The organism is Rhizobium sp. PK7-22, assembly GCF_056530405.1.
Genome location: NZ_CP096514.1, coordinates 3,097,642 through 3,115,453 on the forward strand (window position 1 = coordinate 3,097,642; position 17,812 = coordinate 3,115,453).

Genomic DNA, 17,812 nt, shown 5'->3' on the forward strand with positions numbered 1-17,812 from the left:
TTACGCGACAAACATAAGGCCGCCGCAGGATTTTACCACGGCGACCTCGAAACTTGATTTGGGGAGGTCTAGAGGCCCAGCTGCGCCACCGCCGCGTCGAGCCGCTCCTTGGTCTTTTTCGGCATCTTGGCGCTCTTCACGGCATCGAGATTGGCGGGCGTCCCCTCGCCGACAACCACCAGCGCAATCATCCCCATGCCGAAGTGCGGCGTGCACTTGATCACATAGGCACCCTCCTTCTCGACGGTGACGGTGAGCTCCTGGTTGATCTTGCCGGTGAATTCTTCCGTGCCTTCGGGGATCAGCCCCTTCACGGCGGCGGCATTGTGGCCCTTGTCGACGGGCATGAACCGGATCACGTCGCCGGGCGCGGCCCTGATCGCCGCCGGCTCGAAAACCATGGCCTGGCCGTCACCGCCCTTGTTGAGCATCTTCACTTCGATTTCAGCGCCGAGCGCAGGAAGCGAGAAAAGCGCGAGGCCTGTCGCGAGAATGAAAGCGGTCTTTGCAGTCTTCAGCATGTCTATTTCTCCTGACGCGAGCCTTGGGAGGCGTCGGGCGAGGGAATAGGCGCATCCGGCCGCACCATCTTTGACCGAAATCAAGTCCGGCTCAGATGCAGCGGATTTTGTCCTCCCAGTGGCGGCGGCAGAAGGAGACGTATTTTTCGTTACCGCCGACATCCACCTGCGCGCCCTCCAGCACAACCTGGCCCTCCTCGTCGAGACGCGCCACCATCGTCGCTTTGCGGCCGCAGAAACAGATGGTGCGCACTTCCCGCAGCTCGTCGGCAATCGCCAGCAGCTCCTGCGAGCCGGGGAACAGCTTGCCCTGGAAGTCGGTACGCAACCCGTAGGCCATCACCGGGATCCCGCATCCGTCGGCAAGCCGCGCCAGCTGCCACACCTGTTGCGGCGCCAGGAACTGCGCCTCATCGATGAAGACGCAGGCCACCGGCTCGTCGCGGTGCAGGTCGGTGACGAGCGCATGCAGGTCGTCGCTCTCGCGGAAGGGGATGGCGTCCGCGCTGAGCCCGATCCGGGACGCCACCCGCCCGACGCCCGCGCGGCTGTCGAGCGCGGCGGTCAGGATCACCGTGCGCATCCCGCGCTCATGGTAGTTGTAGGACGCCTGCAGCAGAAGTGTCGATTTTCCCGCGTTCATGGTCGCGTAGTTGAAGTAAAGCTTGGCCATGCCGCCGTTCTGCTGCCGACGGCGTCCGAGGAAAAGTCCACAGGAACCTGAAACCACAGAAAAACACCGCAGAAGATGCATCAGGTGGCGCCCGTTGCAAAGCCGACACGATCTGCCGCCCTCGGGCAAGCTTGCCTCACCTCCGCATATATTGATAATGGTCGGGAACATAAGAACAGGGAACGCCATGATGCCAATGACCAAACCGTTCAAGATCCTGCTCGCCGGAACCCTCTCGTTTCTGGCACTCGGACAGATTGCCTCGGCAGCCGATCCGGAATCCTGCAGTCCCGTCCGCTTCTCCGACGTCGGCTGGACCGATATCACGGCGACCACCGCCACCGCCTCCATCCTCCTCAAGGCCCTCGGCTACGAGACCGATGTCAAGCTCCTCTCTGTCCCGGTGACCTATAGCTCGCTTAAGAACAAGGACATTGACGTCTTCCTGGGCAACTGGATGCCGACCATGGAGGCCGATCTTGCGCCCTACCGCGAAGACAAGTCGGTCGAAATCTTCGGCCCGAACCTCACCGGCGCCAAGTACACCCTGGCCACGAACGCCAAGGGCGCAGAGCTCGGGATCAAGGACTTCAAGGATATCGCCGAGCACGCGGAAGCACTGGATGGTCGGATCTATGGAATTGAGCCCGGCAACGACGGCAACCGCCTGATCCTCGACATGGTCGCCAACGACACCTTCGGGCTCAAGGACTTCGAAGTGGTAGAGTCCTCCGAACAGGGCATGCTGGCGCAGGTAGCGCGTGCGGACCGTTCCGGCGAGCCGATCGTCTTCCTCGGCTGGGCCCCGCATCCGATGAACGCCAGCTTCGAGCTCACCTATCTGTCGGGCGGCGACGAGGTTTTCGGCGCAAACTACGGCGGCGCTGAAATCTTTACCAACGTCCGCGCCGGCTACACCGAGGAATGCCCCAACGTCGGAACCTTCGTGAAGAACCTGGAGTTCTCGCTGCCAATGGAAAACGAGATCATGGGCAGCATCCTGAACGACGGCATGGAGGCGGAAGCCGCCGCGACCAAGTGGCTGAAGGCCAATCCGGATGCCATCGGCCCCTGGCTCGAAGGAGTCACCACCCGGGACGGCGGCGATGCCATGGCAGCCGTCACCTCCGAACTGGGCCTCTAAGGTCAATCCGCCCCTGACCGGAGCCTGGCGGCTCCGGTCTCCCTCACCCATCCAACCGGGAATGCCGCAAGTGGATTGGCTGACAGATAACAAGATCCCCATGGGACCCTCGGCCAGGTCGTTCGTAGACTGGCTCACCGACAACGGTGCCTGGTTCTTCGACTGGCTTTCGACCGTTCTCTCCGCCGTGATCGACGGGCTGTTGTATGTCCTTCAGACGCCCCATGCGCTCATTATCGTCGCGGCAATGACAGCGCTGTCCTGGTGGTTTCGACGCTCGTTCAGCGTCGCCACCTTCACCGCGCTGGGGCTGCTGCTGATCATCAACCAGGGCTATTGGGAGGAAACGACGGAAACACTGGCGCTCGTCCTCGCCGCCACGGCTGTCAGCATGGTTGTCGGCGTACCGCTCGGTATCGCCGCTGCCCGGCGCCCCTGGCTCTACGAGATCATGCGCCCGGCGCTCGACCTGATGCAGACGATTCCGACCTTCGTCTATCTCATCCCGGCGCTGATCCTCTTCGGCCTCGGCATGGTCCCCGGCCTGATCGCCACCGTGATCTTTGCAATCCCCTCGCCGATCCGTCTCACCCGGCTCGGCATCGTCTCGACGCCGGAGGCGCTGACGGAGGCGGCCGTCGCCTTCGGAGCGACCCCCGGGCAGATCCTGCGCAAGGTAGAGCTTCCCTTTGCCATGCCGCAGATCATGGCCGGCCTGACGCAGACCATCATGCTGTCGCTGTCGATGGTGGTGATCTCCGCGCTGGTCGGCGCCAACGGCCTCGGCGTTCCGGTGGTGCGCGCGCTCAACACCGTCAACATCGCCCAGGGCTTTGAAGCCGGCCTCTGCATCGTCATCCTCGCAATCATCCTTGACCGGATGTTCCGCCCAGCCTCGGGAGACGGCACATGACGAACGCAGTCGTCTTCGAAAACATCGATATCGTCTTCGGCGAAAAGCATGCGCAAGTGCTGGCGCTCGTCGATCAGGGCAAGACCCGCGACGAGATCAGCGCCGAGACGGGCATCGTCGTCGGTGTTGCAGATGCCTCCCTGAAGGTGCGCGAAGGCGAGATCCTCGTGCTGATGGGCCTCTCCGGTTCCGGCAAGTCGACGCTGCTGCGCGCCGTCAATGGTCTGGCGCCGGTCGCCCGCGGCAATGTCACCGTGATGAGTGCCGACGGACCGATCGACCCCTACAAGGCCAGCCGCAAGACGCTGCGCCACCTTCGCATGCACACCGTGTCGATGGTCTTCCAGCAGTTCGGCCTGCTGCCATGGCGCACTGTCGCCGAAAACGTCGGCTTCGGCCTTGAGCTCGCCGGGGTACCCGAGGCCGAGCGCAGGGCACGGGTCGCCGACCAGCTCGAGTTGGTCAGCCTGAACCAATGGGCCGATCGCAAGGTCGGCGAACTCTCCGGCGGCATGCAGCAACGCGTCGGCCTCGCCCGTGCCTTTGCGACGGGAGCCCCCATCCTGCTGATGGACGAGCCCTTCTCCGCCCTCGATCCGCTGATCCGCACGCGGCTTCAGGACGAGCTGATGGAGTTCCAGAGCAGGCTGAAAAAGACCATACTTTTTGTCAGCCATGACCTCGACGAGGCGTTCCGCATTGGCAATCGCATCGCCATCATGGAAGGCGGCCGGATCATCCAGTGCGGCACGCCGCAGGAGATCGTCCGCAGTCCGGCGGATCAGTATGTCTCCGACTTCGTCCAGAACATGAACCCCATCGCCATGCTGACGGCCGCGGATGTGATGCGCAACGGCGTGGCGACCGGCGGGACCGCCTCCGGCGTCTCGGCGACTGCCACCAGGAACACGCCGCTCATCGACATCCTCGACGCCCTTTCAAGGCAGCCGGGCACCATCGGAATTGTCGACAACGGTACAGTCATCGGCACGATCAGCGCCGAGGACGTCATTGCCGGCCTGACGCGCCACCGGCAGTATGCCGGCAAGCCATGACCGGGGAGACGCAGGACAAGCCGCAGCTGCTGCGGGAGACGGACGAGGAGGCCCGCCGCCTCGCCCGCTCTCTGATGCGCGACGCCCGCTACATGGCACTGGCGGTGCTAGATCCCGCGACAGGCTTTCCCTCCGCGAGCCGGGCATTGACGGCAACGGATCGGGATGGCGTGCCCGTGATCCTCGCTTCCGCGCTATCGGGCCATACCAAGGGTCTGCTTGCTGATCCTCGCTGCTCGCTGCTGGCCGGAGAGCCGGGCAAGGGCGACCCGCTCGCCCACCCCCGCATCACGGTTCAGTGCCTGGCAGACCTTGTCGAACGGCCGAGCGAGGCACACGACTGCCTGCGCGCGCGCTTCCTCGATGTCCATCCGAAAGCCGCGCTCTACGTCGACTTTCCCGATTTCCGCTTTTTCCGCCTGATCCCGCAGTCCGCCGCTCTGAATGCCGGCTTCGGCCGCGCCTATGCACTCACCGACGTAGATCTTGTGTCGAACGAATCAGTCGCCGCTTCCGCATGACCAGGTGTGCTGCAGGAGTTGCATGAGACGCACGAAATCGCTGGGAGCTGTAGAGAGACTCGACGATGGATTGCGGCCGGAGATTTGCCACCATCTTTTCGAAGGGTTAACGAGATCTGCATAAACCGCCGATTCGCCGCGAGTTCAAAACCACGGCAATGTTCTCAAGTGACGCTTTTTGTTGCATTTCTGGCGCCGACGACGAAAATGCCTAGTGGATACTGCCACCCGAAATTTAGGGATATACAAATATATCGGGTGCTTGCTAATCTTTAACTTTAAAAGTTGGGTTTAATGAAGCGCTGGCGCTTCAAGGGGATACTAATCACCATGGATACGATGCCGCTTTCCGATCACTCGCTTGCCGCTGCGGGCTTGTTGTCTGCAATGGCGAATCCGAAGCGCCTCATGATCCTTTGCTGCCTCGTGAAAACGGAAATGGCGGTGGGAGTCCTGGCTGGACGCGTCGGCCTGAGCCAGTCTGCCCTGTCGCAGCATTTGTCGAAGCTGCGCGCACAGAAGCTCGTCAAGACCCGCCGCGATGCCCAGACGATCTATTACTCCTGCGCCTCGCCGGCCGTTCTGAAGGTCCTCGACTCGCTGGAGGAAATCTACTGCGAGCCCGTCCGCGCCTCCGTTGCTGCTGCCTGATGTTAGCGCTGACATTGGCGGGTACTGAGCCGTTCCCTGCACCTCTTGGGTGCCGTCAGGGGAACGGTTGAACCCTGACTGTCCACCGACAGATGCAGGCTCTGCTCTGCACCGGAGTTGACGCGCGGGCCGCCCCTGATAATTTGACCGGACAGTCAAAATGCCGGCAATGACCGGACGGGGAGTATTTCATGTCCAATCGCCTCAACAGCACGCCCAACGATCTGCGCGCCTTCTGGATGCCGTTCACGGCCAACCGCCAGTTCAAGAAGGAGCCGCGCCTCTTCGTCGGGGCCAAGGACATGCATTACACCACCCATGACGGCCGCCAGGTCCTCGATGCGACCGCTGGCCTCTGGTGCGTGAATGCCGGCCACTGCCGCCCGAAAATCACAGAGGCGATCGCTCAGCAGGCCGGAGAACTCGATTATGCTCCCGCCTTCCAGCTCGGCCACCCCAAGGCTTTCGAGCTTGCCAACCGGCTGGTGGATGTCGCCCCTGAAGGCCTGAACCACGTCCTCTATACCAACTCCGGCTCCGAGTCGGTCGAGACCGCCCTGAAGGTGGCGCTCGCCTATCAGCGGGTGAAGGGCCACGGCTCGCGCACCCGCCTGATCGGTCGCGAACGGGGCTATCACGGCGTCAACTTCGGCGGCATTTCCGTCGGCGGCATCGTCTCCAACCGCAAGATGTTCGGCACGCTTCTGACCGGCGTCGACCACATGCCGCATACCCACCTGCCCGCGCAGAACGCCTTTACCCGCGGCGAGCCGGAGCATGGCGGCGATCTGGCGACAGAACTGGAGCGGATCGTCACGCTGCACGACGCCTCGACGGTGGCCGCCGTCATCGTCGAACCCGTCGCCGGCTCCACCGGCGTGCTGATCCCGCCGAAGGGCTACCTGCAGAAACTGCGCGACATCTGCACGAAGCACGGCATCCTCCTGATCTTCGACGAGGTCATCACCGGCTTTGGCCGCCTCGGCGCGCCGTTCGCCTCGCAGTACTTCGACGTCAAACCGGACATCATGGTCACCGCCAAGGGTTTGACCAACGGCGTCATCCCGATGGGCGCGGTGCTCGTTACCTCGGAAATCCACGATGCCTTCATGAGCGGTCCCGAGCACATGATCGAGTTCTTCCACGGCTATACCTATTCCGGCAACCCGATCGCCGCGGCCGCAGCGCTTGCGACGCTCGACACCTACAAGGAAGAGGGCCTGCTGACCCGCGCCGCCGAGATGGCCTCCTACTGGGAGGACGCGCTACATTCGATGAAGGACCTGCCGAACGTCATCGACATCCGCAACATCGGCCTGATCGGCGCCATCGAACTTGACCCGATCGCCGGCGAGCCGACCAAGCGTGCCTTCTCCGCCTTCCTGAAGGCCTATGACAACGGCCTGCTGATCCGCACCACCGGCGACATCATCGCCATGTCGCCGCCACTGATCATCGAGAAGCACCACATCGACGAGATCTTCGGCAAGCTGCGCGAGATCCTGAAGAGCAACATCTGAGCTTTGCGCATCGCAGGCATTGCGGGCGGTCCCTTGGGACCGCCTTTTCTTTGCGGTTCTAGCCGCCAAGGCCCGCGAGATGCACGTAGATCGGCAGGCCCGCGATCAGGTTGAACGGAAAAGTCAGTCCCAGCGACAGGCTAAGATAGAGTTCCGGCCGCGCGTCGGGCACGGCGATCCGCATCGCGGCGGGAACGGCGATATAGGAGGCGCTGGCAGCGAGCGTGACGAGCAGCGCCGTGTTGCCGACCGAGAGCCCCACCGCAAGGGCCGGCCCAAGCGCAAGCGCTGCGCCGATCAGCGGCATGACCAGCGCAAAGCCGAGGAGGCCGGGCGAAAGCAGCCGCCAGTCCCTGCGGATCCCGCCGCCGGCTATCGCCCCGAGATCGAGCAGGAAGAGGCAGAGCACACCGCGGAAAGGATCGCTGACGAAGCCCGAAAGCTCGCTCAGCCCTTGTTCTCCGGTCATGGCGCCGATGGCAAACGCGCCCAGCAGGATCACGATGGTGACGTTGAGGACGACGTCCCGCAGCACCGCTTTCTGTCGGCGCTGCGTCGATGCCGGATCGGCGCCGGGCGCCGGATGGCGCAGGATCAGCCACAGGGCAGTCAGAATGGCCGGCGCCTCCATCGCGGCCGCCACGGCCACCATGCCGCCGTCCTCTTTGACGATCTCAGGATGCAAGAATCTCCGCAATTGTTCAAATTCATTGATTGCATCAATGTAATAGTTTAAAACTATGGCATGCCTTACAGACCGACGGTGCGACAGCTCGAATATCTCGTCATGCTCGGCGAGACCGGCCACTTCGGCGAAGCGGCGAAACGTTGTCATGTCTCGCAGCCGACGCTCTCGGTCCAGATCGCACTCCTCGAAGAGCGTCTCGGCTGCGCACTCATCGATCGCACGCCCGGCCTGGTGGCGCCGACGCCTGCCGGACTGGAGGCGATCGCTTCGGCCCGTGCGGTGCTGGATACGCTGGACAGCATGGTCGCCATGGCCTCCGTCAGTCAGGGCGCGCTCGGCGGCCTCATACGCCTGGGAGCTGTGCCCACCTTCGGCCCCTATTTCCTGCCCCGCCTCCTGCCCCAGTTGCACGCTGCCTATCCCGATCTCAGGCTGCACATCCGCGAGGAACGCCCCTTGCTCCTCGAGGAGCAGGTGGCAGACGGCAGCATTCACTGCGGCCTCGGTCCGGCGCCCGCCGCTGGCGACACCTGCGAGTTCTCGGCGATCTGCGAGGAGCGCATCTTTCTCGGCGTGCCGCGGGGGCACCGGCTGGCCGGCCGCGAAACGGTCGATCTCGCCTCTCTTGCGGGCGAGCAACTGCTGACGCTCGGGCGGGGCCATCGCCTCCTGGACACCGTGCGCGATCTCGCCCGGGTCTCCGGCGCCCATCTTGTCGAAGACTACGAGGGCACCAGTCTCGACGCGCTGCGCCAGATGGTGTCCATCGACATGGGGCTGTCACTCTTTCCCGAACTCTATTTGCGCTCCGAGTTTCGAAGCGATCAGGACGTCCACCTCCTGCGCATCGAGGGGTGGCCCGGCGTGCGCACCATCGGCTTTTTCTGGCGCCGCAACAGTGTCAGGGAAACGCACTACCGGCGCCTGGCGGAACTCGGCAGGGCCGTCGCCGGCGAGCTTCTGGGCTGATCCGCCGCAGCGGCCCGCCATTGCACTTGGAACGGAAAAAAGGCGGCCGCAGCCGCCTCTTCTCATCATCCCGCAAATCGCTCAGGCCCGGAAGAAAGCCAGCAGATCGGCGTTGATGATCTCCGCATGGGTCGTCGCCATGCCGTGCGGCAGCCCTTCGTAGACCTTCAGCGTGCCGTGCTTCAGGAGCTTGATCGCCAGATGCGCCGAATCGGCAATCGGCACGATCTGGTCGTCGTCGCCATGCATGACCAGCACCGGAACCTCGATCGTCTTCAGGTCCTCGGTGAAATCGGTCTCCGAAAACGCCTTGATGCAATCGTAATGGGCCTTGGCGCCGCCCATCATGCCCTGCCGCCACCAGTTGCGGATCAGCCCCTCGGAGACCGTGGCGCCTTCGCGGTTGAAGCCGAAGAACGGGCCTGTCGGCACGTCGAGGAAGAACTGCGCCCGGTTGGCGGCGAGCGCCGAACGGAAGCCGTCGAAGACCTCGAGCGGCAGGCCGCCCGGGTTTGCCTCCGTCTTGAGCATGATCGGCGGAACGGCGCCGATCAGCACGGCCTTGGCGACACGGCCTTCGTGCCCATACTGCGCCACATAGCGGGCGACTTCGCCGCCACCGGTCGAATGGCCCACATGGATGGCGTTCTTCAGGTCGAGGTAGGCAGCCAGGGCCGCGACATCGGCCGCATAGGTGTCCATCTCGTTGCCGGTATCGGTCTGGCTGGAGCGGCCGTGGCCGCGCCGGTCATGGGCGATGACCCGGTAACCCTGACCGAGGAAGAAGATCATCTGCGCGTCCCAGTCGTCGGCGCTCAGAGGCCAGCCATGGTGGAAAACGATCGGCTGGGCGTCCTTCGGACCCCAATCCTTGAAGAAGATCTGCGTGCCGTCCTGAGTGGTGATGAAATTGCTGCTCATGTGCGTGTCCCTTTTGGAAAAGTGAGATGTCGCTGCGATGTGCGCTGCCCCAAGACGGGGGCGTCGCCAGATGACTGTATCGAGGTGTCGGCCTGATGACGCTCAGGCCATTCTGTATTCGCGATATTTGTTATCGCGATATCGAACACCTAACCGACTGTCCGCACGCTGTCCAGAGTTTTATTTATCGCGATATCCTTTTTGTGCTATGAACGCTCTGAACACCGCTTCAACGTCAGAACCGAAAGACCAAGGCATGCCCGACAACGCCGTCTACCCGCTGGATGACCAGCTCTGCTTCTCGCTCTACACGGCGCATATCGCCATCAACCGGCTCTATAAGCCCATGCTCGACCGGATGGGCATCACCTATCCGCAGTATCTTGTTCTATCCGCATTGGGAGAAAACGACGGGATCACCATTGGCGCGATCGCCGAACGGCTGTCGCTGGAATCGAGCACCATCACGCCGCCGGTCAAGCGCCTGGAGCAGGCGGGTCTCGTCCAGCGAACGCGCAGCACGGCCGACGAACGACAGGTCCATGTTTCTTTGACGAAGGCGGGCCGGGCATTGATCCGCGAGAGCAAATGTCTCGGTGACTCGCTGATGGAGCGTTCCGGCATGACCAAGGCCGAATTCTCGGCTTTCAACCGCCAGATCCGCACCTTGACTGAAGCTGTCCGCAACCAGACATGACGCGCGGTCCGGGCCGCAGAAACCAGAACCGAGCGCCTGCGGTCGGATGCCCGCGACCGGTTATTCCGCGTAGATCATCTTGCGGCTCATGCCGCCGTCGAGCGTCAGCACCTGACCGGTCATGAAGCCCGCCGACGCAAGATAGAGGACGGCATCGGCCACATCTGAGGGCCGCCCGACGCGGCCCGCCGGATGCTGCGCGTGATCGACCGGCCGCAGCTCCCCCTCGCCGGAAATCCAGCCCGGCGCGATGGCATTGACCCGGATCCTGGGCCCGAGGCTCACGGCGAGCGCATGCGTCAGCGCCACCAGCCCGCCCTTGGAGGCGGCGTAGGCTTCCGTCTCCGGTTCCGACATGAAGGCCCGCGTCGAGGCCATGTTGACGATCGATGCACCCTCGCCCATCAGCGGCACCGCCGACCGGGTCATCAGGAAGGCGCCGGTCAGGTGGCTGTCGGTCACCCGCCGCCAGTCCGCCAGCGAGAGCTTTGAAATCGGTCCGTTCGACGGCCCCGCGATCCCGGCATTGTTCACCAGGAGGTCTAGTCTGTCCCAGCCGAGCTCCTCGAAGGCACCGGTTACGGAGGTCTCGTCGCCGACGTCGCAATGGATCTGGCGCACACCCTCCGGTCCCTGTTCGACGTCGAAAGACGCCACCTCGTAACCCTGCTCCGCAAGAGCCGAGCACAATTCTATGCCGATGAGGCCGGCACCGCCTGTGATGATTGCACGTTTCATCCGGCAGAAAATAGGAGCGTGTCCCGGTCTGTCCAGCGATGAAGCGATCCTGTTCGATCACATCACTGCTCGGAGCCCTAGGCGCGGACGAGAATACCGGCTTCCGTCGCCGCGGCCACGAAAGCCTGGCGCGCCTCCTCCGGCTTGCGCTTTCCCTCGATCACGCCGGTGCAGGCGGTGACAGCAAGGTCGAGTGCCGGCCCCTCCTCGATCGGCCAGTCGTCGATCAGCGCCCAGGCGGCGGCCTGCAGCGTGACGATGGCGGTTTCGGCTGGCGGCTCTCCGATGGAGATGACGACGGGATCTTTCCAGGATGGATTCATGACGCCATTCTAACCCAGGTTTCGTGAACATCCTACGTCCCAATTTGCCATCGTCCCGTCAACCACCCTTCCCCCCGCCCCGCTCGGCGCGCTAGAACGGGCAAAACACGGAATGTCGGAGAAACAGTATGAGCAACCGCCTCGAACGGATGATCGACCAGGGCACCGGCCGCATCCCGGCCGACATCGTCCTGAAGGGCGGCCGCTTCTTCGACCTCGTCACCGGCGAGCTCGTTGCCTCCGACATCGCCATCTGCCGCGACCGCGTCGTCGGCACCGGCGGCAGCTACGTGGGCGAAACGGAGATCGACATCTCCGGCCGCATCGTCGTCCCGGGCTTCATCGATACCCATCTGCACATCGAAAGCTCGCTGGTCACGCCGCACGAGTTCGACCGCTGCGTCCTCCCCTATGGCGTCACCACCGCCATCTGCGACCCCCACGAGATCGCCAACGTGCTGGGCGAGGAGGGCATCCGCTTCTTCCTCGATTCGGCCGAACAGACGATCATGGACATCCGCGTCCAGCTCTCCTCCTGCGTGCCGGCGACGCATCTCGAAACCGCCGGTGCCGATCTGCCCATCGAGAAGCTGCTGCCCTTCCGCAACCACCCGAAGGTCATCGGCCTGGCCGAATTCATGAATTTCCCCGGCGTCATCCACAAGGACCCGGGGTGCCTGGCCAAGCTCGACGCCTTCTGGGGCGACCACATCGACGGCCACGCGCCGCTGCTGCGCGGCAACGACCTGAACGGCTACCTGTCGGCCGGCATCCGCACCGAGCACGAATGCACGACGGCCGACGAAGCCATGGAAAAGATCCGCAAGGGCATGCACATCCTGGTGCGCGAAGGCTCCGTCTCCAAGGATCTCCACGCCCTGATGCCGATCATCACCGAGCGCCTGTCGCCCTTCCTGGCGCTCTGCACGGATGACCGCAACCCGCTCGACATCGCCGAGCACGGCCACCTCGACTACATGATCCGCACCGCGATTGCCCACGGCGTCGAGCCGCTGGCGATCTACCGCGCCGCCTCGATCTCGGCTGCCCGCGCCTTCGGCCTGCGCGACCGCGGCCTCGTCGCCCCCGGCTGGCGCGCCGATCTCGTCGTGCTCGACAGCCTGGAAAGCTGCAAGGCCGAGATGGTCTTTTCCGCCGGCCGCCGCGTCGACGACGACCTGTTTGCCACCCGCAAGCCGGTCGCCCCGGTCGGGCTCGACAGCGTCAAGGCGCGGCCCGTGCAGGCCATGCACTTCGGCGTGCCCTTCAGCGAGAACGAGACGCCGGTCATGGGCGTCATCCCCGGCAAGATCATCACCGAGTACCGCCGCTACCGCCTGCCCGCCGCCGGCAACCAGGCCGGCGTCGATCTCGACCGCGACATCATCAAGGTCGCCGTCATCGAGCGCCACGGCAAGAACGGCAACCACGCCAACGGCTTCGTCCAGGGCTTTGGCCTGAAGAAGGGCGCCATCGCCTCCACCGTCGGCCACGACAGCCACAACATCTGCGTCGTCGGCGTCTCGGAAGACGACATGGCGCTCGCCGCCAATCGCCTCGGCGAAATCAAGGGCGGCTTCGTCGTCGTCGAGGATGGCAAGGTCACGGGCGAAATCGCCCTGCCCGTCGCCGGCCTGATGAGCCTCGAACCCTACGAGGTGGTGCGCGACACCCTGCACGAGCTGCGCCAATGCGCCTATGCGCTGGGCACCACGCTGGAAGAACCCTTCCTCCAGGTCGCCTTCCTGCCGTTGCCGGTCATCCCCCACCTGAAGATTTCGGACAGGGGGATGGTGGATGTGGACAGGTTCGAGTTGATTTAATCCGCCCCGGTGCGGGAACGCTCCTCAATTAACCACGACGCGGAGAAAACTCTGGAGACTGGAACGGAATTCCAGCGTCTCTGCAGTGAATGCACCCGCTCACGCTGCGAGGACGGCCCCGAATGAACTCTAGAAGAATGATCTACCTTTCGCAGTTAACCCTTGTCCACTTGTAGCAGACTCGGGATCTCTCTCTTTCTTGGAGATCGCAATGCCAGTCATCCTCCGCTCCGGCGCGTTCAAGTTCTTCTTCTACTCGAACGAAGGCTCGCCCCGAGAGCCCCTCCACATCCACGTGCGCGGGGGCGGTGCGAACGCGAAGATCTGGCTGGAGCCCGCCATCGGCGTGGCGGAGAGCGAAGGCTTCAACAGCAGGGAGCTGTCTGCTATCATCCGTCTCGTGATCGAGAACCATTCCCTCATCAAAAAGGCATGGCATGAGCATTTCAGCAACTGACGTAACGTTTGACGAGGAGACGATGTGGGTGGCGCTCGACGACGGACGGACTCTTGGGGTCCCGCTCGCCTGGTTCCCGCGTCTCCTCCTCGCCAAGCCGGCCGAACGTAGCGATTTCGAACTCAGCCCAGGTGGCATTCACTGGGATGCCCTCGACGAAGACATATCCATCATAGGCCTCCTTGAAGGCCGCGGCGACAGGACACTGAAACGCCCGGCAGCTTAGCCGAAAGTTGAGGGAACGATGACCAGGCTCGAACATATAGAAAATTCGGTTGCAGAACTCGGGGCAGAGGAGCTCGAGGCCTTTGCCGCGTGGTTTGAGCAATTCCAGGCGGACCGCTGGGACAAGGACATCGAAGCCGATTTCAAGAGCGGCAAGCTAGACGATCTGGCGGGCGACGCACTCATTGAGTTTAGGGGCGCAAAAACCCGACGCATGTGATCCATCACGCCTCCTCCCGCGTTCGCTCGGCTCGCACGCCGATTACGACAGGATGCTCCGTTAACTCACCCCCGCACCAGCTCCATCCCCGCGTGATAAAGCACGTCCTGGCGGAACTCGCCGTTGGCCAGGAAGCCCGTGTCGTCCTTGTAGTCGATGTGGTTGCCGTTCACCCGGTATTCGCCCGTATAGGCCCGCTCCCGGTTGCCGCGCGCCTCGATATAGCGGCCGTTGGCCAGAAGCTCGTGGCGGATGTGCTCGTCCTTGGTGACCCAGAGGCCGACATAGGGGTGGTTGGTCATCGAGATATCCTGCTGCCGGTCGCCGGCAAAGGCCGTGACCGCGACGATGAAAACGAAGGCCACCGTGATGGCGACCAACGCGATGTGCCTGGAACCGGCCCGCTCAGCCATTCATGTACTTCCGGCGCAGTGCCTGCTGGCGCCGCCGGTTGAGCGCAGCGCAAAACTCGCCGGCATGTCGCCTGGCCAGCCGCACGGGCAGGCCCGCAAGCCAGCGGAAGGGGCTTTCGAGTAAACGCTGGAATTTGTCCATCACCATCTCCATTTCCGTTCGGGTTGGCTCGTTCGAACAGGGCGGAATATGGGCGATCAACAGCGGCAGGCGGTAGACCGAAGCTCCGAAGTGATTGCACGATCCTCCGGAAGATCAAGATTGCGCTTTCCCTGAAGCCGGCACGCGCGTACAAGACTTAAGTCACATACCCCGAAAAATTCGGAGATCCGGATGCTTGCTACTCCCACGGCTCTGCCGCAGCTCGATGAGCTCGCCGCCATCGTTGCACAAAACACCAGGGACGACGGGATCGTCGATACGAACATTCCGCGCCTGTCGCTGATCCGCTTCTCCACCACCACGCAGCCGCTCCAGACCTTGCAGCACCCTGCACTCTGCATCATCGTGCAGGGATCCAAGCAGGTGATGCTGGCCGACGAGATCTATGTCTATGGCCCGGCAAGGCATCTGGTCGTCTCGGTCGACCTGCCGGTGAGCAGCCAGATCATCGAGGCGAGCCCGGAAAAACCCTACCTCTGCATCCGCCTCGACCTCGACCTGCCCGCACTCGGGGCCATGTTCATGGAAGTCGCGCCGCCGGCCGCGGAGCCCGCCGGCAGCTGCTCCAAGGCGATCTGCCTGGCCGAGACCTCGCCGCAGTTCCTCGACTCGGCGCTGCGCCTGCTGCGCCTCCTCGACAGTCCCGACGACATCGCCTATCTGGCGCCACTGGCCGAGCGCGAGCTGATGTACCGCCTGCTGCGCGGGCCGCAGGCGCACAAGGTGCGCCGCATGCTGATGCCCGACAGCCGGTTGCAGCAGGTCAACCGCGCCATCGCCTGGATCCGCCAGAACTACGCCGCTCCCTTCTCGATCGAGCAGCTGGCGGCGGAGGCGCGCATGAGCCCATCGTCGCTGCACCAGCATTTCCGCGACGTGACGGCCATGAGCCCGCTGCAATACCAGAAGCAGCTGCGCCTGCAGGAGGCCCGCCGCCTGATCCTCGCCAACGCCTACGACGCCGCAACCGCCGCCCAGCATGTCGGTTACGACAGCCCCTCCCAGTTCAGCCGCGAATACCGCCGCCTCTTCGGCGCGCCGCCGATTCAGGACGTGACACGGCTGAAGCAGGAACCAGGGCACTACGTGGAGGCTTAGCCGCCAAGTCATCTAAATCAGCCGCGCATCCGCCCGATCTTCGCGCCGACGGCGATCCGGTTGGCGTCGGCTCCTAGGTGCCCGACGCTCTAGGCGGCGCGCTCCTGGCCGTTGCTGCGATCGACGGCGATGCTGTTTCGTCCTGCCGATTTCGCCGCATAGAGCGCCTTGTCCGCCCGCTGGATCACGTCCTCCACGTCACGGCTGCTCTCGTCGCTCATGGCGCAGCCGATGCTGGCCGTGAAATTAATCGTCTGGTCATGCGACGAAACGCTGAGCTCGCTGATTTTGCGCCGTAGCCGGTCTGCCAGCACAGCAGCAAGATGCTCATCCGTCTCGCGCAAAAGCACCACGAACTCCTCGCCGCCGAAACGCGCCACCCTGTCGGTGCTGCGGATCTCTTCGCTGATCAGCGTGCCGACCGCCCGGATCACCTCATCGCCGGCCGAGTGGCCATAGGTATCATTGACCCGCTTGAAGTGGTCGATGTCGAACAGCAGGATGCTGAACTGGCGCTGATAGCGCTTGAAGTCGCTCAGCGCATCTTCCGCGAAGGGAAGGAAAGCCCGGCGGTTCAACAGCCCGGTCAGGCCGTCCGTATCGGCCAGTGCCCGCAGGGCATTCAGGTCGACGCCGAAACGCATGGCCTTCTCTTCCGAGGCCTTTGTCTGGGTTTCCAGCTCCAGCTGCAACGCCGACATGGCGCTGCTGGCCGCCTGCTGGTCGGCTTCCGCCGCGCCCACGCGGCGCAGCAATGAGCGCACGGCCGCCGACAGCTGCAGAACCTCGCGCGAACCATGCTGTCGTTCAACGGTAGTCGCGCCGGTCTCGCGGCCGATCCGGTCGACGTCTTGCGACAGGTTGTGCAGCGGCCGGGTCACGGCGGCGGCCAGAAACCACGCCGCGAGGCTGGCGAAAAACGCAGCGGCACCGCCGATCAGCAGGATCTGAACGACCAGACTGTTGGCCGGACCATAGATGACCGCCACCGGCTTGCGGGCCGCAACGCGCCAGCCGAGCCCTGGATAATCCTGGAAACCCTGCGTCGAAACGAGTGCCGTGCGGATGCCACCCTCCGGTGTCAGGTCGGTGAAGATCTGGATCGCCTCTTCCCGTTCCCCCAGCGGCAGGGTCTCGCCGCTGGGCCCGATCAGCACCGAACCGTCGTGGGACAGGATCCAGAGGTCGGCGCCATTGGCCTGTCTTCCGCTGAGCACGGTGCGCCTGACGTCCTCTGCCCAGGTCCAGCTCATGTGGGCGCCCAGAACCCCGGCCACCGATCCATCTGTTGCGGTGATCGGCACGGCCACATCGACGAACCGGAACGGCGCCTCATCCGGTGAACTGCGCAGCAGCGCGTCCAGCAGCTTGGCGTCGTGCACGTCCTCGACCGTGGCAGCCTGCAGCCCGTTGATGAACCACGGCCTGGCGGCCACCGAAACACCCTCCAGCATGCCCTTTGTCGCGGCCCTGACATTTCCGTCGGCGGTGGCGAAGCCAAGCCAGGCGTAGTCGGGAAGGCTGGACTGGACACGCTCCAGCGTCTCTTGGACCTCGGCGGGATTGTCCTTCCAGACGTCGCGCAGGGTCGGGAAGCTCGCGATGTTCTTGATCTCGCGGTAGCGTTCGAACATGTGCTGGTCCAGGCGGTCGGCCATGTTCTTGGCCAGCGACTGCAGTTCGCGGTCCGCCGAACCGGCAACACCGCTGCGCGCCATATAGGCCGCGCCTGTCGCTGCCAGCGCCACGGCTGCCGTACAGACGGCCGCAACGAGCAATGCCGTCTGCGCCCTGATCGTCAGCGTGTCGCGCAGCTGCTGAAAAGACCACCGAACCTGCAAAATTCACTCTCCTCGCATGGGGCGGACGGAATTGACATAAATCAACTGGAGCGTGGTAAACCGCCGCAGCTAAGAAAATGCTAATTGATCTGCGACGCGGACAGTGTTCAGCAAAACCGATTTATATTAGGCAAAGCTAACTGATGCACGACAGGAAGCACATCGAAAGCATTCCTTCGGAAAAACTCTTCAATCTACCCCGGAGGAGACTTCCCCTTCCCTGCCGTCCACACCAGTT

The 17,812-nt window shown here is 63.7% G+C and carries 21 protein-coding genes and 1 pseudogene; 13 read left to right on the forward strand and 9 right to left on the reverse strand.

Features of this window, described 5'->3' with window-relative positions:
- Positions 1 to 68: 68 nt before the first annotated feature.
- Both M1E10_RS19900 and M1E10_RS19905 read right to left on the reverse strand, forming a co-directional pair.
- Entirely contained in the window at positions 69 to 521 is a 453-nt protein-coding gene (locus M1E10_RS19900) for a pseudoazurin (RefSeq protein WP_499174528.1), read from the reverse strand.
- A gap of 91 nt (positions 522 to 612) precedes the next feature.
- Entirely contained in the window at positions 613 to 1,194 is a 582-nt protein-coding gene (locus tag M1E10_RS19905) for a thymidine kinase (RefSeq protein ID WP_499174529.1), read from the reverse strand.
- 190 nt (positions 1,195 to 1,384) lie between these two features.
- On the opposite strand from M1E10_RS19905, the gene M1E10_RS19910 reads away from it, so the two are divergent.
- From M1E10_RS19910 to aptA, 6 genes and pseudogenes are all read left to right on the forward strand, one after another.
- Positions 1,385 to 2,338, forward strand: a complete 954-nt coding sequence (locus M1E10_RS19910) for a choline ABC transporter substrate-binding protein (protein WP_499177239.1) — start codon at positions 1,385 to 1,387, stop codon at positions 2,336 to 2,338.
- Positions 2,339 to 2,408: 70 nt separating this feature from the next.
- Complete coding sequence (choW, locus tag M1E10_RS19915) at positions 2,409 to 3,251, forward strand: choline ABC transporter permease subunit (protein WP_499174531.1); 843 nt, start codon at positions 2,409 to 2,411, stop codon at positions 3,249 to 3,251.
- Positions 3,248 to 4,306, forward strand: a complete 1,059-nt coding sequence (gene choV, locus M1E10_RS19920; protein WP_499174532.1) for a choline ABC transporter ATP-binding protein — start codon at positions 3,248 to 3,250, stop codon at positions 4,304 to 4,306. The genes choW and choV overlap by 4 nt, the downstream gene beginning before the upstream one ends.
- Positions 4,303 to 4,824 (forward strand): annotated as a pseudogene (locus M1E10_RS19925) (HugZ family pyridoxamine 5'-phosphate oxidase); the annotation flags it as partial. The gene choV and the pseudogene M1E10_RS19925, both read left to right, overlap by 4 nt.
- A 333-nt stretch (positions 4,825 to 5,157) precedes the next feature.
- Positions 5,158 to 5,478, forward strand: coding sequence for an ArsR/SmtB family transcription factor (locus tag M1E10_RS19930; RefSeq protein ID WP_499174533.1), 321 nt, complete (start codon positions 5,158 to 5,160; stop codon positions 5,476 to 5,478).
- 191 nt (positions 5,479 to 5,669) lie between these two features.
- Positions 5,670 to 6,998: an aspartate aminotransferase family protein gene (gene aptA / locus M1E10_RS19935; RefSeq protein WP_499174535.1), complete on the forward strand. Its 1,329-nt coding sequence runs from the start codon at positions 5,670 to 5,672 to the stop codon at positions 6,996 to 6,998.
- Between the two features lie 58 nt (positions 6,999 to 7,056).
- Here the strand turns inward: aptA and M1E10_RS19940 are convergent, their stop codons facing one another.
- Entirely contained in the window at positions 7,057 to 7,683 is a 627-nt protein-coding gene (locus M1E10_RS19940; protein ID WP_499174536.1) for a sodium-dependent bicarbonate transport family permease, read from the reverse strand.
- 60 nt (positions 7,684 to 7,743) lie between these two features.
- Here M1E10_RS19940 and M1E10_RS19945 point away from each other — a divergent pair, with 60 nt between their 5' ends.
- A complete protein-coding gene (locus M1E10_RS19945) occupies positions 7,744 to 8,655 on the forward strand; it encodes a hydrogen peroxide-inducible genes activator (RefSeq protein WP_499174537.1) in 912 nt (303 codons plus the stop codon).
- Positions 8,656 to 8,736: 81 nt separating this feature from the next.
- On the opposite strand, the gene M1E10_RS19950 is transcribed toward M1E10_RS19945, so the two are convergent.
- On the reverse strand, positions 8,737 to 9,576 hold the full coding sequence (locus tag M1E10_RS19950) for an alpha/beta fold hydrolase (protein WP_499174538.1): 840 nt from the start codon (positions 9,574 to 9,576) through the stop codon (positions 8,737 to 8,739).
- Between the two features lie 256 nt (positions 9,577 to 9,832).
- Between M1E10_RS19950 and M1E10_RS19955 the strand changes: the two genes are divergently transcribed.
- Complete coding sequence (locus tag M1E10_RS19955; protein ID WP_499174539.1) at positions 9,833 to 10,273, forward strand: MarR family winged helix-turn-helix transcriptional regulator; 441 nt, start codon at positions 9,833 to 9,835, stop codon at positions 10,271 to 10,273.
- 60 nt (positions 10,274 to 10,333) lie between these two features.
- Here the strand turns inward: M1E10_RS19955 and M1E10_RS19960 are convergent, their stop codons facing one another.
- Positions 10,334 to 11,011: an SDR family oxidoreductase gene (locus tag M1E10_RS19960; protein ID WP_499174540.1), complete on the reverse strand. Its 678-nt coding sequence runs from the start codon at positions 11,009 to 11,011 to the stop codon at positions 10,334 to 10,336.
- A gap of 77 nt (positions 11,012 to 11,088) precedes the next feature.
- Positions 11,089 to 11,334, reverse strand: a complete 246-nt coding sequence (locus M1E10_RS19965) for a DUF982 domain-containing protein (RefSeq protein ID WP_499174541.1) — start codon at positions 11,332 to 11,334, stop codon at positions 11,089 to 11,091.
- A 128-nt stretch (positions 11,335 to 11,462) separates the two neighbouring features.
- On the opposite strand from M1E10_RS19965, the gene ade reads away from it, so the two are divergent.
- From ade to M1E10_RS19985, 4 genes are all read left to right on the forward strand, one after another.
- Positions 11,463 to 13,157, forward strand: a complete 1,695-nt coding sequence (gene ade, locus M1E10_RS19970) for an adenine deaminase (protein WP_499174542.1) — start codon at positions 11,463 to 11,465, stop codon at positions 13,155 to 13,157.
- Between the two features lie 211 nt (positions 13,158 to 13,368).
- On the forward strand, positions 13,369 to 13,614 hold the full coding sequence (locus tag M1E10_RS19975; RefSeq protein WP_499174543.1) for a DUF4160 domain-containing protein: 246 nt from the start codon (positions 13,369 to 13,371) through the stop codon (positions 13,612 to 13,614).
- Positions 13,595 to 13,840 (forward strand): DUF2442 domain-containing protein, encoded by a 246-nt coding sequence (locus M1E10_RS19980; protein ID WP_499174544.1) that lies wholly within the window; start codon positions 13,595 to 13,597, stop codon positions 13,838 to 13,840. The genes M1E10_RS19975 and M1E10_RS19980 overlap by 20 nt, the downstream gene beginning before the upstream one ends.
- An 18-nt stretch (positions 13,841 to 13,858) precedes the next feature.
- Positions 13,859 to 14,059, forward strand: a complete 201-nt coding sequence (locus M1E10_RS19985; RefSeq protein WP_499174545.1) for a hypothetical protein — start codon at positions 13,859 to 13,861, stop codon at positions 14,057 to 14,059.
- Between the two features lie 65 nt (positions 14,060 to 14,124).
- Here the strand turns inward: M1E10_RS19985 and M1E10_RS19990 are convergent, their stop codons facing one another.
- Positions 14,125 to 14,472, reverse strand: a complete 348-nt coding sequence (locus M1E10_RS19990) for an Atu4866 domain-containing protein (RefSeq protein WP_499174546.1) — start codon at positions 14,470 to 14,472, stop codon at positions 14,125 to 14,127.
- Positions 14,465 to 14,614: a hypothetical protein gene (locus M1E10_RS19995; protein ID WP_499174547.1), complete on the reverse strand. Its 150-nt coding sequence runs from the start codon at positions 14,612 to 14,614 to the stop codon at positions 14,465 to 14,467. Before M1E10_RS19995 ends, M1E10_RS19990 begins: the two co-directional genes overlap by 8 nt.
- 192 nt (positions 14,615 to 14,806) lie before the next feature.
- Between M1E10_RS19995 and M1E10_RS20000 the strand changes: the two genes are divergently transcribed.
- Positions 14,807 to 15,733, forward strand: coding sequence for an AraC family transcriptional regulator (locus M1E10_RS20000; RefSeq protein ID WP_499174548.1), 927 nt, complete (start codon positions 14,807 to 14,809; stop codon positions 15,731 to 15,733).
- An 89-nt stretch (positions 15,734 to 15,822) separates the two neighbouring features.
- Here the strand turns inward: M1E10_RS20000 and M1E10_RS20005 are convergent, their stop codons facing one another.
- Positions 15,823 to 17,574: a sensor domain-containing diguanylate cyclase gene (locus M1E10_RS20005; RefSeq protein WP_499174549.1), complete on the reverse strand. Its 1,752-nt coding sequence runs from the start codon at positions 17,572 to 17,574 to the stop codon at positions 15,823 to 15,825.
- Between the last annotated feature and the right edge of the window lie 238 nt (positions 17,575 to 17,812).

Bases quoted from the DNA above. Each gene is read 5' to 3' on its own strand.
- M1E10_RS19910 (WP_499177239.1), top strand. From the start codon at position 1,385: ATGCCAATGACCAAACCGTTCAAGATCCTGCTCGCCGGAACCCTCTCG.
- M1E10_RS19985 (WP_499174545.1), top strand. From the start codon at position 13,859: ATGACCAGGCTCGAACATATAGAAAATTCGGTTGCAGAACTCGGGGCA.
- M1E10_RS19960 (WP_499174540.1), bottom strand. From the start codon at position 11,011: ATGAAACGTGCAATCATCACAGGCGGTGCCGGCCTCATCGGCATAGAA.
- M1E10_RS19990 (WP_499174546.1), bottom strand. From the start codon at position 14,472: ATGGCTGAGCGGGCCGGTTCCAGGCACATCGCGTTGGTCGCCATCACG.
- M1E10_RS19945 (WP_499174537.1), top strand. From the start codon at position 7,744: ATGCCTTACAGACCGACGGTGCGACAGCTCGAATATCTCGTCATGCTC.
- M1E10_RS19965 (WP_499174541.1), bottom strand. From the start codon at position 11,334: ATGAATCCATCCTGGAAAGATCCCGTCGTCATCTCCATCGGAGAGCCG.
- M1E10_RS19950 (WP_499174538.1), bottom strand. From the start codon at position 9,576: ATGAGCAGCAATTTCATCACCACTCAGGACGGCACGCAGATCTTCTTC.
- M1E10_RS19905 (WP_499174529.1), bottom strand. From the start codon at position 1,194: ATGGCCAAGCTTTACTTCAACTACGCGACCATGAACGCGGGAAAATCG.
- choV (WP_499174532.1), top strand. From the start codon at position 3,248: ATGACGAACGCAGTCGTCTTCGAAAACATCGATATCGTCTTCGGCGAA.
- M1E10_RS19980 (WP_499174544.1), top strand. From the start codon at position 13,595: ATGAGCATTTCAGCAACTGACGTAACGTTTGACGAGGAGACGATGTGG.
- ade (WP_499174542.1), top strand. From the start codon at position 11,463: ATGAGCAACCGCCTCGAACGGATGATCGACCAGGGCACCGGCCGCATC.
- aptA (WP_499174535.1), top strand. From the start codon at position 5,670: ATGTCCAATCGCCTCAACAGCACGCCCAACGATCTGCGCGCCTTCTGG.
- M1E10_RS19995 (WP_499174547.1), bottom strand. From the start codon at position 14,614: ATGGACAAATTCCAGCGTTTACTCGAAAGCCCCTTCCGCTGGCTTGCG.
- M1E10_RS19900 (WP_499174528.1), bottom strand. From the start codon at position 521: ATGCTGAAGACTGCAAAGACCGCTTTCATTCTCGCGACAGGCCTCGCG.
- M1E10_RS20000 (WP_499174548.1), top strand. From the start codon at position 14,807: ATGCTTGCTACTCCCACGGCTCTGCCGCAGCTCGATGAGCTCGCCGCC.
- M1E10_RS19930 (WP_499174533.1), top strand. From the start codon at position 5,158: ATGGATACGATGCCGCTTTCCGATCACTCGCTTGCCGCTGCGGGCTTG.
- M1E10_RS19955 (WP_499174539.1), top strand. From the start codon at position 9,833: ATGCCCGACAACGCCGTCTACCCGCTGGATGACCAGCTCTGCTTCTCG.
- M1E10_RS19975 (WP_499174543.1), top strand. From the start codon at position 13,369: ATGCCAGTCATCCTCCGCTCCGGCGCGTTCAAGTTCTTCTTCTACTCG.